Raw genomic sequence first — 14,797 nt, forward strand, 5'->3', positions numbered from 1 at the left:
ATATTTTTTATGTAAGCGCAGAAAATTTATACATGAAGTACAAAATTATATTTCGGCAGGCTAAATGTTAAAAAAGGGGCTGAAATAGAAATTGTTATATAACACCAATGGAAATGATAAAAATTTGTGGTGAAAATTTTTTTATTTGTTGATTATATTATCCAATTATCAGGAAAATCGACGGAAATCAATCCAATTTTGGCAGAGTAGATTTTTTTATTCGATTTATTTGCATGACCGTACTAAAATAAAACTATGCGTACAAATAATAAAACAACTAAAAAGTAATATGTCATGTAGGAGGATGCTGATGTTTTACTACGAGGTAACGTGTTCGAGCTGTAAAAACAAATTTAGGGTATATGAAGATTCACTAAGATTTCGACAAGTAAAAGAAAGAACCAGTAAAATTTTTCGCTGTGAGGAATGCTATAGCAAAATCCGTATGGACGCCATTAAAAATTTCTTTAGATAGCTATACAAAATTAGTTGTGCATGATAAAAACACTTTGATAATTTAAACTGGAATGGTGAATAATTAAATTTGAAATGCTTTATTTTCCGTTTCGTCTCAATATTAAAAGTATACTTATTAAAGATATATAACTTCCTATAATTTATATTATGTAAACTAAAATCATTTTACTTGGAGAAGTGCTTTGTTACTGTCATCCTTTGTTGTATGAGGATGTATAATGAATAATTTATGACAAGAACCTGCAGACGTTTTACGAAAAAATTCCATCCAAACTTGTATTTGGGAACGTTATTAGTTTAATTTTGTATGCTTTAAAAATCCTTATTCAAATACAACCATTTCTCCAATATCTATAAATCCAAAGCGCTTATAGATATTTTTTCCATCATCTGATGCTTGTAAGACAACGGGTTTTTGTTTATCTTTTGTCTGTGTAAGAAGGTATTGAAACATTTCACTGCCATATCCTTTACCTCTAAATGTTTCTTTTGTCATAACATCATAAATACCATAACTTTCTTTGCTATCTATTAGTAAACCAGTAGATACAGTTATTTCACCAACACGTCCAATAAACATTTGAATTTCAGAACCTAAATTTACTTCAGAAAATTTATTAAAATATTTTTCTAACGCATCTTTTTCCGTTGTACCTTCAAATAGGCTTAAAAAAACCTCTTTATATTCCTTAAGTTCTTCAAAATTTCTCACAGGAGTAATCATAAGCTGATGAGATTTTCTTTGACAGACATTTAGCGTATTTTCAAGTTTCATCATCACATTACGTTCTGCTTCATTTAGGTCGTATTCTTGTATCAAGTCTTGCCAGCCAGCGTTCAAATACCGAGAGTCAATCCACATACTAAAGGGATATTCTTTAAGAGACATATTTTCGATGCTACTTCTAATATTAGATGCATTTTTTATATGTGCAGATTTCGGCAAAAGTATATTGAATGTATCAGTAGGTATTTCTGTATTCGCTAAAACGAAATCTTCTTCTTTGATAAGCTTTCCATTAACTACATGAGTGAATATTCTTAATTTTTCTTCAAGATTGTTTATAACTAATTGTTGATTTGCAATCATTTCCTTGCCCCTTCCAATTACATAGAGCGCGCTCTCTTTTTATTATAGGGGTATTTCAATAATAATGATACATTGTTCACAGTTTCTATATCCTCCCATAATTTTCAGAAAACTTAAAGTACACTTATTTACTCCAAAGTCCCGTCTTGTATTGAACTGCTTCGTTGAAAAAAGTGCCAAAGCGTCGTTTGGAATGTTATTCAATAATCTAGTCTGATTGCTGAATAAAAAATTCCTCCAAAACAATAAGTTTTATTTTAAATTATTAGATTCTGTTTTAAACTTTATTTTAAAGCCACACCAATACCAGAACCGTGACCTTCTTTTATCCATTTTTCGATTTTAGATGTTCTTGCTCGTTTAGACATAAAAACACCTCTTTAGACAACTATAATCTAAAGGGGCATTTCATCGCAACTTTATTTCAAATCTACAGTAATGGCTATTTCCCCATTTTTGAAAATTTATTTTTTCAGCTCTTTTGCTCATATCCGTGATTAAAGGCTTGTACATTTTACTTCACCTCACATAAATTCGTAATTTTCGGAAAATATAAGGTATAGAAGTTCTTGTCCTCATACAAAAAAGCCTAATTTCTCAAATATAAATGTTAAGAAATTAGGCTTTTTTGTTTTGAAATTTTAAGATGAAAAACTATCATTTAACAGTACTTTCTGCTGAAAATCACTTACTTCATTTAGCTTTACCTTGAGTGGCATATTTCTCGAATCAGCTAGGAGGAAATTTAAAATAAACATACAAAAATAATCCTTTTTTAATTCAGGTTGAAACTCAAGTTGGAAAATATCAAAAGCTTTTTTAAAATGGTTATCCAATTCCCCACTTAGATAGCATTTATAATATTCATAGCGATTATTCACATCCAGTTCATTCCACATGAATTTGAAAAAATCATAAAAGAAAATGTAATCTCCTGATTCATCCCAGTCAATATACCACAATCTTGAAGGTCCATTTTGTTCTTTTCCTAAAAGAACATTTGCTGTCCATAAATCACCATGAAGTTTGATAAATGGAAACTCAGCTTCAAATAATTGAGTATCTATATTGTTAACTATGTGCTTAAAACGTTCTACATGAATTGCATTAGAGCTGGTTTTTAAAAGATCGTTCAATGTATAATGAGCTGGTTGTGATTCACGGTTAATAGTTGAAAAATAATTAGTATAATCATCATAAATGCTTTTCAATATGAATGGATTATCTTGATTACTTTGCCTTTGAAAATTAATATATTTTTCTATCAATTGATATTTATTATCATCTTGATATACCAGTTCTGGAAGCTTGAAAAATCTTGAAAAATACGTATAGTTCTCAATCTTATTCAAATAGTTTTCTTTGTTATTACAAATAATCAATGTTTCAGTTTTAGAAAATATTTTAATGTCTCCATTGCTGCAAAACCAGATAATATTTCCTTGAAACAATTTATGTTTCTCTTTTTTAACTTTTAAGGGTTTTTGCCAGCTTTTCAACTTTCCCTTTGTCAATGGGAGTGACCATTTTTGATCAAAGTCATAAATGTCAAATGAGCTATCGAGAATAGGAGAATTACTCTCCTTCGTATTAAACAAAACTCTCAATTCTTTATCAAACTCATAGGTACCACAAGCTAGATAACGTTCTAATTGACGTACTTTCTTGGTTTTAGCCTTTTTTTCTTGTATATATTGATTTAGTTTGTCCACTGCTTACTCTCCTTCTAAAATTTCATATTTATTTCCCCACCTTCTGATGCTTGTAAGACAACGAGTTAAGGTATTGAAATATTTCACTGTCATATCCTTTCCCTCTAGATGCTTCTTTTATCATAACATCTTAAGTCCAAGCTAACAGTGGACTTGCTGTAGCATTTTTTATTCTTTCTTCACTAATTTTAATTTTTCATAGCCTTTGACAGCTAAAGAAAGTGTTTGCTGTTCATTCTCAGAGGACTTTAAAGCAGATAGAATAAGGAAGTGGAGACCAATAGAGTTAATTATGCTTACCAGCAAACTTAGCTACAAGTAATAAATAGAAACAGCCATCATGCTAAATGATGGCTGTTTCTATTTATTATATTTTAGCAAGCTACTTACTATGTCCTCCCTATCTTCGATTTCTTTTTGCAATGGGCCCAATCGGTGAATAAAGGCTATGATTATAATGCTCATTTGAACACATCAAAGACTTTGCTTTCACCATCTTCATACGGGCAATTAACAATTTGTAGGTCTTTCATTTCCCATTTTGCGGAGCGAAGATATATAAATGACTTATCAAGTTCTACAATATTGTGACTCGTACCATATTGTAAATCGTCGTATTGCTCATGATAACCTGGTTGTTCAATAGTTTTAGGACTAAATAAATTTGGTGGCTGTTGTGTAGTTTTTTTGATTATTCTAGTACTAATATCATATTGATGAGTAAATATATATTGATTAGACGACATAGACATATCATCATTTCCAATAAAGATTGTTGTACCATCTTGCGATACAGATGCCAATATCATTGAAATGCCATATGACTTAATTTGCTCATATGAAATCCGATTCGTAACAATTGAATCTTGCATATTATATACGACTACTCCAAATGTACCTTGCATAACTGCTATCTGGTTATCGGCATATAAAAGTCGAGGCATCTCGGCACCAATATTCATTTGTTCAATGTCAGACAGGTCCACCGCTAATTCTTTACCTTCAGGTAAGGTAATATTTTCATTACCAGAACCCTGTGCAACATACTCGTTTTCTGGAACTATAATTGGACTTTTTAGAAAGGATAGGCTTAGTATGATAAAAATAATTGCTGCAAAAGCCAAAACTGTCCAATATAACGGATTCCCACTTCTTGATTTATAAAACTCTTGTTGAATTTTTAGGTGAATTTTCTTACTTTCTTCAGTCGAAAATTCAACATTTTCTCCTAAATAACTCTTCACTTTACCTGATATCTTCTTATCAAAGTTATTCAAGTTGACTACTCCTTTAAAGACTTATTTCCTTCATGTTCATTTCCTGATAGTAATAAAGAATGAGAACATCTTTGTATTTTCCTGAAAGACCAGCGATTTGTTTTATTATTTCTTTGGAATGTTGTTGTTGAATATATTCATTTTCGGATGAATGACTTGTATTCAATAAATAAATTTCTGGTTTATAAATTAGATTCTTAAGGTTAGACGAATGTAAAGCTGCTTTTGATCCGTTTAAATTGGAATTACACTTCTAATAGGTAGTCCATAAAATATTGTAAGGGTCTTGCTGATCCATCTTTAAAACTACTTGTGAAAACCGTTACTAATTGATAGTCCGGTGCGACAATAATATACTGACCTTCACGTCCAACAGCCAAAAAAATTCTATCTATTTGATTGTCGGATGTTACATTCCACCAATGATACGCGTATGCATAATTATCATCTGTCTTGATCTTTGGACTTGTAGATTCCTCAATCCAGTGATATGGCACAATTTGTTTAGATTTGCATACGCCATTATTTAAATAAAGCGTACCGATTTTTAACATATCAACTGTTTTCATCGCTAATCCGAATCCGCCAATGGCGATACCTTGAGGGTCACAGTTCCATCTATAATCTGTTATGCCCAGAGGTGTAAATAAATACTTTTTAGCGAAGGCTTCTGTATGTAGTCCAGTAGTCTTTTGTAAGATGGCACTTAATAATTGTGAAGAACCACAGCTGTAGACCATTTCATTTCCTGGAGGATGAGCAATGTCCTGCTGCAGCACAAAATTGACCCAATTTTTGCTCGGTATCATCCCATTATTACCTGGCCAGTATAATCCTGATGTCATTGTTAACAGATGCTTAATTGTAATTTTCTCTTTTTCTTTATCTTGATCAAATTCCGGAAAGTAATGACTGATTGGCATGTTCACATGTTCAATAAAGCCTTTGTCAATCGCAATGCCAATCAGTGCGGACAAAATGCTTTTTGTAACAGAATATATTTTATGCTGTCTTTCCTTCATTTTGTTGTTTCGATAATATTCAAAAATCATGGTATTATTTTTCTGTACAAGGACACTATCAATTTTGTCTTTTTTTATTATTTTTTCAAAATCGGTTAAAGATTGCATTTTATTGAGAATCGCCCCTTAATTAAACTATCGGTAATTATTATGAATAGGTTGAAACACATCTTCATTCGCATTTCTAACCATTGAAAAATTGTCGACATTGTAATGTCCATGAAGAATTTTATTATGATGGCCGATAATTTGTTCAGCCGTTAAGCTTTGGGAATCTGTTGTTGAATGACCGTTCTCTATTAAAGTAACATCAAAACCGCTTACAGTTGCTGTCCTGACTGCTGTATCTATACAATGCTCCGTTTTGCAGCCCATTATGACAAGGTGCTGCACCTTGTTCTCTTGTAAACAGCTCAATAATGGCGTACCGTAAAATGAATTCGTTGCCTTTTTATCAAATACTATTGCTTCTTGGGGAATATGGATGGCTTCGTGGACTTCGAAACCTTTACCTACGCCTTCAGCTACATCCTTATCTCTTATAAAAATAATTAAGCTATTTGCCTCTAATGCTTTTTTTACTACTAAATTAATATTATCCAACAAAGATGCTTTATTAAAAACGCTTTGTTCTTGCTCATTCCCATCAATCAATTGTTGTTGTGCATCAATAACCACTAAAGCTTGTTTCAATAGAAAACCCCTTTTCATTTATCATTTCACTTTAGATAACTATAAGCTAAGGAAGTATTTTATCGCAACTATTATAAAGGCTGTACATTAGGAAAACCTTACTTAAAGCTCATCAATAACTAGCGTGAGCTTTTGAAGTGCAGACAAAAAATTTGTTAATTCTTCAAATGACAAGCTTGCATAATATTTTTCTGATATTTGCTGCATAAATCTTTCCATTTCACTTTTATAAAGCAATCCTTTTTCGCCTAATTCAACTGAAAATGCACGCTTATCTTCTGGATGCTGCTTTCTATAAATATAACCTTCCGTTTCAAGTCTTACTAGCTGTTGACTGATAGCGCTTTTCGTAATATTCATTTTTTCTGCTAGCTCTGTAGGTGTGGAGGATGGATGGCGAATAATTAGTGTTAATAACGTATATTGCTGATTATTTAAGTTGAAATTTGTATAAGCTCGTTCTTTTTTTTCAAGTAAGATCCATAGCTCTTCAAGTGTTTGATTGATTTGCTCAGGTAGGTTTTCATTGTCCATCTTGTTGTTTACCCCCTTTTCTTCTCCAATTTTTAGGGTTTAGCTTACTTTTATATTTGGTCACGACTTCTTTTCCGACAAATGCCACACCTATTAAAAACAGGATTTCTCCCACTACTATACATGCTGGAATAATAATCGCCTTTATATGAGTAGGAAACGGGGTAAATGGGACGATAGCAGCAAATCCCCATAATATAGGATAAAGGATAAGAAGCCCTATCCCAAGTTTAAAAAGGAATGGTTTCTTTTGTTTATCTGCGTTAGAAATTATATCTTTTTCCAATTTTAATTCCTCCTAATTTAGTTAAGTTAACTAAATTATATAACGACGCTTTTTTGATTACAACATTTTGAAATAAAAAAACATTTGGTGTTGTTAGCTAGCAACACCAAATGTCTATGCATTTATTTCTTTGTAAAGCCTTTCACCTTATTCATCAAGCCAATCAACCCCGGCAATAAAACCGGCATCGCGATAAAGCTCAAGAATACTAGCCCGATTAACACAACTAGTGCTACTTGAATTAATGTTAAGACACCTGAAGGAATCAAGGCTGCAAACGTGCCGCCTAAAATTAAGGCAGCTGATAGAACGACACCACCGATATGACGCGACGCTTGCACAATTTGCTCTGTTGGATTATCTTCTAGCTCGTTGTAGCGCATCATTAGGAAAATGCTGTAGTCGACCCCTAATGCGACAATCATAATAAAGCTAAAGAATGGAACATTCCAGCTTAGCTGATCGATATTTAAAACGTAGGAGCTAATCAATTCACTTGCACCAAGCGCTGTGAAGTAAGCTAAAAGCAATGAGCCTACGATAAAGATGGAGTGTGCAATTGAACGTGTGATGACCATTAGCACAAGCGCAATGCCAATTAACATAATTGTCGCTGTGTGTAGGAAATCCTGCTCTGAGACATTTTTCAAATCGACATTTTCAGAGGATTTGCCACCAATGGCTGCCTTCGTATCCTGTAAGCTAGTGCCCTCTAAGGCTGTAGCTACTTGTTGCTTGATTTCTTGTACGATTGGCATTGCCTGTTGTGAATATGGGTTAGTCTCTAAAATAATCGTCATTGTTGCGAATTGGCGATTATCGGACATGTACATATTTAAAGCTTCCTGGAAATCCTCACTCACGAGTATATCCTGTGGTACATAAAACTTCTCTGATGACTTGGCTGTGCTCAAATCGCTTAAATAGTCTTGTGATTGTTGTAAGCCATCACTTACCTGCGCAAGCCCCTCAGTGCTTTCTGTAAGCCCTGCCTGCAATTGCCCCATTTGCTCTTGCAAGTCCTGAAGCCCTGTTAATAGTTGCTGCTGGCCTTGATGAATTTGTGCAACACCTTGCTGTAATTGCCCTGTATTGCTAGCAATTTGCTGAGAACCATCCGCTCCTTTTTGGAAACCATTTGTTAATTCATTAGCGCCTTGCTGTAGATGAGCAACGCCTGTTTTCATTTGATCTAAGCCTGTATTTACTTCACCTAGAGCTCCGTTTGCCTTTTTAAATGAAGTCATCGCCATTTGGTGCTGCCCTGCTAGCTGCTGCACTTGGCTTGCAAGCTCCTGTAATTGCTGCTGTGCAGATTTGGCAATACCTAATGTTTGTTGAATGTTGGCATCCTCTGTCAATTCAGGCTTTGTTTCTAGTAAACTAGTCATTAATGCTTCGATTTGCTGATAGCCTGCCGCAGCACCATCAATTGCCTGTGCAATGCTTGTAAAATGCTGATTATACGAAGCTAAGCCGTTTTCTAATTGGTTGTAAGCTGTATGAAGCTGTGCAGTTGCATTTGAAAGAGCTTGAATATTGTTGTTCAAGCTAGTTAAGCCATTTGCTAGCTGCTGTGCACCAGTAGTGCCGTTTGTCAGCCCTGCTGTTAAGTCATTTAAGGCATTGTTTAAGGCAGCTACTCCATTTTTCACTTCACTCGTACCATCAATAAGCTGCTGCACATTGGCTAAGTCATTGGTATCACCACCTGCCATTTGCTCGTTGGCAGAGGCTAGCCCTTCATGAATTGTACCAATACCGCTATTGGCATCGCCAAGCCCTGCTTTTAATTCGTTTGCCTGATCGTTAATATATAATTCTTTAATTTTTTCTCCCGCTGGACGAGTGGGTGCATAAACCTCTGAAACACCGTCAATTTTAGAAATTTTATCAGCTAGCTCATCTAGTATTTGCAACGAGCTGACATCGTCCAATGGTTGCTCAGCCTGAAGAACTAATGTGGCTGGCGATGAGAAGCCTGGTGAAAAATGCTTTTCAATGACGTTAATGCCCTGCTTTGATTCATATTTATCGTCCACTTCCCATAAATCATTGAAGTTCAATGTGTTGGAATAGCTCATAATAAATGGAATGGAGATGACCAACACTAAAATAACAGCAAAGAATGGTCTAAATGCAGCGCTTTTTGCTAAAAAGCCCCATAAACGGCTATCACCATGCCCTTTAAATGTTTTAACAGGATAGAACATCTTTTTCCCTAATAGCACCATAAAGAATGGATTCAATGTCATTAAAACAAGCAGCAGCACGGCTACCCCAATGGCTACTGCCGACGTTGCCTGATACAGCTTGAAATTTGCTAAAATAAGTGAGGCAAAGCCGATTAATACAGCGATACCACTATATACAACCGTTTTTCCAGCGAACTTAAATGTCGCCTTTGTTGCTAAAAAAGCATTGTCCTGACTGCTTAATTCCTCTTTAAAGCGCGTATATAGTAAAATATTATAATCTGTTCCGATACCAAACAAGACGACCACTAAAAATACTTGTGTAAAGTTGGAAAACGGAAAATTAAACTGATCAACAAGTTGTGCGATAACGCCCATTGATACTAAATAAGAAACACCTACTGTTAAAAGAGAAATAACTGGAACAATCGGTGAACGGAATACTAACACTAAGACAGCAAGGATAAAAATCACAGCAATGATTTCCGTCTTTTGTACCCCTTCTTGTGTTGAGTTCATAAAATCTGTGCCTACTAGTTCACTACCAGTTAAATAGGTTTGAAGCGCTGAGCTGTCAATGATGCTATGTAGTGCCTCTGCAACCTCTGTAATACTTCCCTGCTCTCGAGTTACAGAGAGCTGCGTTAAAATTGTCGTGCCATCTTCTGCGACTAATTGCTTTTCTATTTCTTCACCATCTAAATGGGAAACCATTTCTGTAATGCCTAATTGCTGCTTTTTGCTTTGTAGCTCTTTAACAACGTCTGCAACTTGCTGTCGTTGCTCAGTTGACAAAGCCTCCTCATTACCACTGTTAAAAACGGCGATAATGGAATAGGCTTCCCCGCCTTTTGGGTCCATTTCCTGTAGCATCTCGTAAGCAATGGCACTTTGTTCTGTTTCAGGGATAGCAATTTGCCCTTTTTCTTTAATCAGCCTATCCATATCTGGCATTGTTATTAAGACAATAGCCGTGACAAGCGTCCATAATGCGAAGGAAAGCGTTCTCCAATTTTTTAATTTGCTCATCATATATCACCTTTCTTTAAGTAGGAATGAATATTCATTCCGTATATAGCGCTTTGACAGATGAATTCGTTTCATTCGTCAAAGATGTTTCAAGTTAAATCATTCGAATAGCGTTCCAACAGCTTTCTCCAAGCTCCTTTAACAATTCTTCCTTGCCCAACTGCTCCATTTTAAATAGCATAATAAATGCGCCATAAACAATAGCAATTAATGCGTCGGATGGCAAAAGGCGAATTGCCCCCTCTTGTTGGCCAGCTTCTATCGCACGAATAATAAAGGTAAGGAAATCATTATACACGTTGATGCTATCCTCATTCAGATAATAGCCATTACAATGCGAATCAATAAAAAGTAAGGCAGATGGATTATGATTTGCGAATTGCACCATGCGGTAAAAAATATGTGAAAACTGTGCACGCACATCCCCATTATTTGCTGGAAAATCATTTTTCAATAGCTCTGCAAATTGCGACACACATTTAATAAATAAAGAGTTAACAAGCGATTCTTTATTATCAAAATAACGATAAATCGTACCAGCACCAACCTTCGCTTTCTCAGCAATCATTGGAATTGTTGTGCCATCATAGCCTCGCTCTGCAAACAGCTGCATGGCTGCCTCGAAAATATCATCCTGTTTATTTGTAGACATCTTGCTCACCTCATTTCGGAATGAATGTTCATTCCTATATTTTACCCTCTTTTTCTTGTAAGTCAAACTAAAACACATGAAAGAATATTTTGACTTTTATGGAGAGGACAACAATAATGAAGAAGAAGGTATTGATTGAAGGAGGCAGGAACATGAAAGAATTTGTAGTCGAAAAAGCAATTCAAGATATTTATCCAGACGATTTTGCCTGGTGCTACGGATGTGGTCGATTGAATGAGGATGGACACCATTTTCGAACAGGCTGGCAAGGCGATAAAACGATAACGATTTATACACCTGAAGCAAAATATATGGGCATTCCTGGTTTTTTATATGGCGGATTAATCGCCTCTTTAATAGATTGTCATGGCTCAGGCTCTGCCGCCCTTGCTTTGCATCGGAAAAATGGACATGAAATTGGTGATGGCGCCATACCACCTCGCTTTGTAACAGCTAGCCTCAATGTGGATTTCCTAAAGCCGACACCACAAGATGTTGCTTTAAAAGCGATTGGCACGATTGAAGAAATTCATCCGAAAAAATGGAAGGTTGAAACGGAGGTTTACGCTGGGGAGACACTTTGTGCAAAAGGTACAGTTGTACTTGTTGTTATGCCTAGCACGTTTCTGAAGAAGGAAGATTAATATTTTAAGGCTCAGATATAACCTATGATTCGGTTGTATCCGAGCCTTTTTCGGTACAAAGCATATTACTTTTCAGCTATGACTGTGTCAACCGTATATCTGCCCCATGCGGATATGCTGTTAATAAATGTCACTAAGCGTTGATTCGTAAAATGACCGATGATGATGTAACATGCTTGGCCTGATACTTGATAAAGATGTTCTACTTCTTCAAATTGCTTGACCGCTGTTTCAAATTTTGTAAATTGATTTGTGTTCATAAATATGCGAATAAATTGCGTGTTCTCATATTGAATATGCACAGAAAAGTTTTTAAAAATGCCTTCTTCCTGCATTTTTAAAATACGGTTTCCCACTGCCTGCCCTGTCATATGTACCACTTCCCCAATTTCTTTATTGGTTAATCGTCCATTTTCCTTTAATAATGCAAGAATTTTTTTATCTATATGGTCCATTATTTCACTCTTTTCATAATGAAAGTAATTACAAGTTTTGTTTTTCAGGAAGTTATGTACCATTTTTCGAAATCCCGTTAGACTAAGTACAACTAATGAAAGGAAAGAGGGATTCCAATGAAACAAGCACTTCTTGTTATTGATGTTCAAAATGATTATTTTCAAGGTGGGAAAATGGAGCTTCCCCATTCGAATGAAGCTTTAAGTCAAATTAACGAGTTAGAAAAGCATTTTCATTCTTCACAATTACCGATTATTTATATTCAGCATATTAAACATCAAAAGCCTGCTGATTTTTTCGAGGTAGATACTTGGGGGGCACAGCTTCACCCTCATTTGCTGCTTAATGAGCATGCCTATATCCTTGAAAAGCACTATCCAAATGCCTTTCTGCAAACAGATTTACTCAAGGTTCTACAAGCCCTGTCAATCAGGCAGCTTGTCATTACAGGTATGATGACACATATGTGCATTGACTCCACTGTGAGAGCCAGCAGAGAATTTGGCTTTCAGTCCATTGTTATTGCAGATGCCACTGCTACAAAAGCATTGAGCATAGAAAATACAATCGTCCATGCTAGCGATGTACAAACAGCTTTTCTTGCTGCCTTATCTAGCTTTGCAGCTATTCAAACAGCAAAGGAATTTTTAAGTAAATAAGTGTAAACAAAGAGCTCTTTTCATTTATTTAGCAAAGGGCTCTTTGCCGTAGTTTATTCTCCAGCCTCTAATAAAATAACGCTTTCTAAGCTATTAACAAATCTCCGTAATTCCTTCGCAGACTCACTGCTAATTTCGCCTGCTTGATACCACTCATTAATTAAAGCTCTTTGCGCCTCAATTGCAGCTAACGCTAAGTATTCCTTTTGCTCCTCTTGTTTTGTGACATCTGCTTTATAGACAGAGTATTGTAATTGACGGTAGTATAGCTCTATTTTTTGTATGATGTCAGGTGTTAGTTTATTTGTTTCCTGAACATCCTTAATAATAGACTTTGCTATATATTCCGTCAGCTCTCTTTTAATCGTATGAATTTGTTCTACCGTATAGGATGGCAAACGCCCCATTTTACGTCCACGTAAGAAATGGCGGAGCTGGCGTTTGATTAGCGTCAATGTGTGCGTGTCGAGCATATCTTTTCTTTCTTTCATCATGTATTCTAGCTCTTGCTGTATGGATTCGTCTAAGTTACGCTCAGCAAGAAATTGCTTCGTATAGAATATTTCAAGCTCAATGCCGATTTTTCTAGCTTCAAGCATTTGTTGGCGATACTGCTGGAATATATCCTCTGACTGCTGACGCTTAATATTTAATAGCATGGCATTATATTGATTAATTAAGGTCAATGCAACAGAGCCATTTTCCTCTACCGTTTCGAGTTGAATTCGGCGAATTGCCTGCTTGATCATTTGTCGCTTGCGATCTGTTAAATCGTTTTCTTGCACCGTTTCCTGCGGGTTTAGTAAAGGTAGGAACAGCGTTGCAACAATTAAGGTGAATAAAATAACACCTGCTGCTAAAAAGATCAGTAATTGGCGACTTGGAAAAGCAGCGCCCTGCTCTGTTAGTAAAGGTAATGATAAAATACCGACCATCGTAATCGTCCCACGTACACCAACAAGCGTCGTAATTAAATGCTCCTTTAGCGTCACATGGTCATTGTTGCTACTCAATAGCTTACTTGAAAGCATTACCCAGACAAAGCGAATAGATAAAACGACGATACCAATCGCGAGCACGTATAAAATTAAAATGGCATTATGAATTTCTTGGCTCGCTAAAATCGCCTTCGTTGCGGGTGGTAATAACAAGCCTAATAGAAGGAAAATGATGCCGTTCAACGCAAAGGTAATAATGGACCAAACATGCTCTGTTACGACCTGCTCTCGTGCAATAAAGTTCTCTGTTTTTTCCTTAAAAATAGCAGCAATAACCCCACCGGTTACAACGGTAATAACCCCGGAGGCATGGAATAGCTCCTCCGCCACTAAAAATAAAATAAACGGTGTTAATACTTGTAGTAATACATAAAATGTCGAATCAACAATGCCGATGCGGCGCAAGTGGAGACGAATTAAAAAGATGAAAAATGCACCGAGTACCCCAATCAATACGCCGACTAAAAACATATATGTAAAATCAAAGGTTGCTGACTTTAAAGAAAAATAGCCTGTGACAATGGCAGCTACCGCATATTTAAAGCCAATTAATCCCGATGCATCATTAATTAATGATTCGCCGCGTACTAAATTCATAATGCGCTCTGGAATATGTACCCGCTTTGCAATTCCATTTACTGCTACAGGGTCAGTAGGTGATAAAATCGCCATTAATGCAAAGGCTGCCGCTAATGGAATAGATGGAATGAGCCAATGAACAAACAATCCACCAACAATAGTTGTTAATAATACTAATATGATAGCATTTCCAAGAATAGGTAAGCGCATTTTCCATAATTGCTCGCGTGGGAAATGGGCTCCATCGTGATAAAGTAAGGGAGCGATAAATAATAATAAAAACCACTCTGCTTCAATATCGAGTGTAAAATCCTGTGCAACAAGTGCCACGATAATACCAGAGGCAATTTGGATTAAGGCAATGGGGATAAATGAAATATAATGTGCTAATACGTTTGTCACTAATAATAAAACAAGTAAAATTAAAATTGATGTTAAAATTTCCATAACTTCTTCCTCTCACAAGAAGTTATCTGAAAAGGACATGCCTTTTC

Annotated in this window: 14 protein-coding genes; 3 read left to right on the forward strand and 11 right to left on the reverse strand. The window is 35.6% G+C overall.

Annotation, left to right across the window (positions count from 1 at the left end):
- Positions 1–304: 304 nt before the first annotated feature.
- Positions 305–475, forward strand: a complete 171-nt coding sequence (locus tag R6U77_RS14510; RefSeq protein WP_293927231.1) for a DUF2197 domain-containing protein — start codon at positions 305–307, stop codon at positions 473–475.
- A 324-nt stretch (positions 476–799) separates the two neighbouring features.
- Here R6U77_RS14510 and R6U77_RS14515 read toward each other — a convergent pair whose 3' ends face one another.
- The 9 genes from R6U77_RS14515 to R6U77_RS14555 form a co-directional block, all read right to left on the reverse strand.
- Positions 800–1,567, reverse strand: coding sequence for a GNAT family N-acetyltransferase (locus R6U77_RS14515; RefSeq protein ID WP_319836186.1), 768 nt, complete (start codon positions 1,565–1,567; stop codon positions 800–802).
- Between the two features lie 641 nt (positions 1,568–2,208).
- On the reverse strand, positions 2,209–3,279 hold the full coding sequence (locus tag R6U77_RS14520; protein ID WP_319836187.1) for a hypothetical protein: 1,071 nt from the start codon (positions 3,277–3,279) through the stop codon (positions 2,209–2,211).
- A 461-nt stretch (positions 3,280–3,740) separates the two neighbouring features.
- Positions 3,741–4,556: a hypothetical protein gene (locus R6U77_RS14525; RefSeq protein ID WP_319836188.1), complete on the reverse strand. Its 816-nt coding sequence runs from the start codon at positions 4,554–4,556 to the stop codon at positions 3,741–3,743.
- A 245-nt stretch (positions 4,557–4,801) separates the two neighbouring features.
- A complete protein-coding gene (locus tag R6U77_RS14530) occupies positions 4,802–5,686 on the reverse strand; it encodes a serine hydrolase domain-containing protein (RefSeq protein WP_319836189.1) in 885 nt (294 codons plus the stop codon).
- 27 nt (positions 5,687–5,713) lie between these two features.
- Complete coding sequence (locus R6U77_RS14535; RefSeq protein ID WP_319836190.1) at positions 5,714–6,271, reverse strand: isochorismatase family protein; 558 nt, start codon at positions 6,269–6,271, stop codon at positions 5,714–5,716.
- Positions 6,272–6,373: 102 nt separating this feature from the next.
- A complete protein-coding gene (locus R6U77_RS14540; RefSeq protein ID WP_319836191.1) occupies positions 6,374–6,805 on the reverse strand; it encodes a MarR family winged helix-turn-helix transcriptional regulator in 432 nt (143 codons plus the stop codon).
- Entirely contained in the window at positions 6,795–7,091 is a 297-nt protein-coding gene (locus tag R6U77_RS14545; RefSeq protein ID WP_319836192.1) for a transporter suffix domain-containing protein, read from the reverse strand. The genes R6U77_RS14540 and R6U77_RS14545 overlap by 11 nt, the downstream gene beginning before the upstream one ends.
- A gap of 122 nt (positions 7,092–7,213) precedes the next feature.
- Positions 7,214–10,315 (reverse strand): MMPL family transporter, encoded by a 3,102-nt coding sequence (locus tag R6U77_RS14550; protein WP_319836193.1) that lies wholly within the window; start codon positions 10,313–10,315, stop codon positions 7,214–7,216.
- 94 nt (positions 10,316–10,409) lie between these two features.
- Entirely contained in the window at positions 10,410–10,967 is a 558-nt protein-coding gene (locus tag R6U77_RS14555; RefSeq protein ID WP_319836194.1) for a TetR/AcrR family transcriptional regulator, read from the reverse strand.
- Between the two features lie 152 nt (positions 10,968–11,119).
- Between R6U77_RS14555 and R6U77_RS14560 the strand changes: the two genes are divergently transcribed.
- Positions 11,120–11,611 carry a PaaI family thioesterase gene (locus tag R6U77_RS14560; RefSeq protein ID WP_319836195.1) on the forward strand — a complete coding sequence of 164 codons (492 nt, stop codon included), beginning with the start codon at positions 11,120–11,122 and terminating at the stop codon, positions 11,609–11,611.
- A gap of 65 nt (positions 11,612–11,676) precedes the next feature.
- Here the strand turns inward: R6U77_RS14560 and R6U77_RS14565 are convergent, their stop codons facing one another.
- Complete coding sequence (locus R6U77_RS14565; RefSeq protein ID WP_319836196.1) at positions 11,677–12,066, reverse strand: Lrp/AsnC family transcriptional regulator; 390 nt, start codon at positions 12,064–12,066, stop codon at positions 11,677–11,679.
- Between the two features lie 117 nt (positions 12,067–12,183).
- Here R6U77_RS14565 and R6U77_RS14570 point away from each other — a divergent pair, with 117 nt between their 5' ends.
- Positions 12,184–12,726 (forward strand): cysteine hydrolase family protein, encoded by a 543-nt coding sequence (locus R6U77_RS14570; RefSeq protein WP_319836197.1) that lies wholly within the window; start codon positions 12,184–12,186, stop codon positions 12,724–12,726.
- Positions 12,727–12,779: 53 nt separating this feature from the next.
- On the opposite strand, the gene R6U77_RS14575 is transcribed toward R6U77_RS14570, so the two are convergent.
- Positions 12,780–14,750 (reverse strand): Na+/H+ antiporter, encoded by a 1,971-nt coding sequence (locus tag R6U77_RS14575; protein ID WP_319836198.1) that lies wholly within the window; start codon positions 14,748–14,750, stop codon positions 12,780–12,782.
- Positions 14,751–14,797 lie beyond the last annotated feature (47 nt).

It is taken from the genome of Lysinibacillus louembei (assembly GCF_033880585.1).
Classification (GTDB): domain Bacteria; phylum Bacillota; class Bacilli; order Bacillales_A; family Planococcaceae; genus Metasolibacillus; species Metasolibacillus louembei.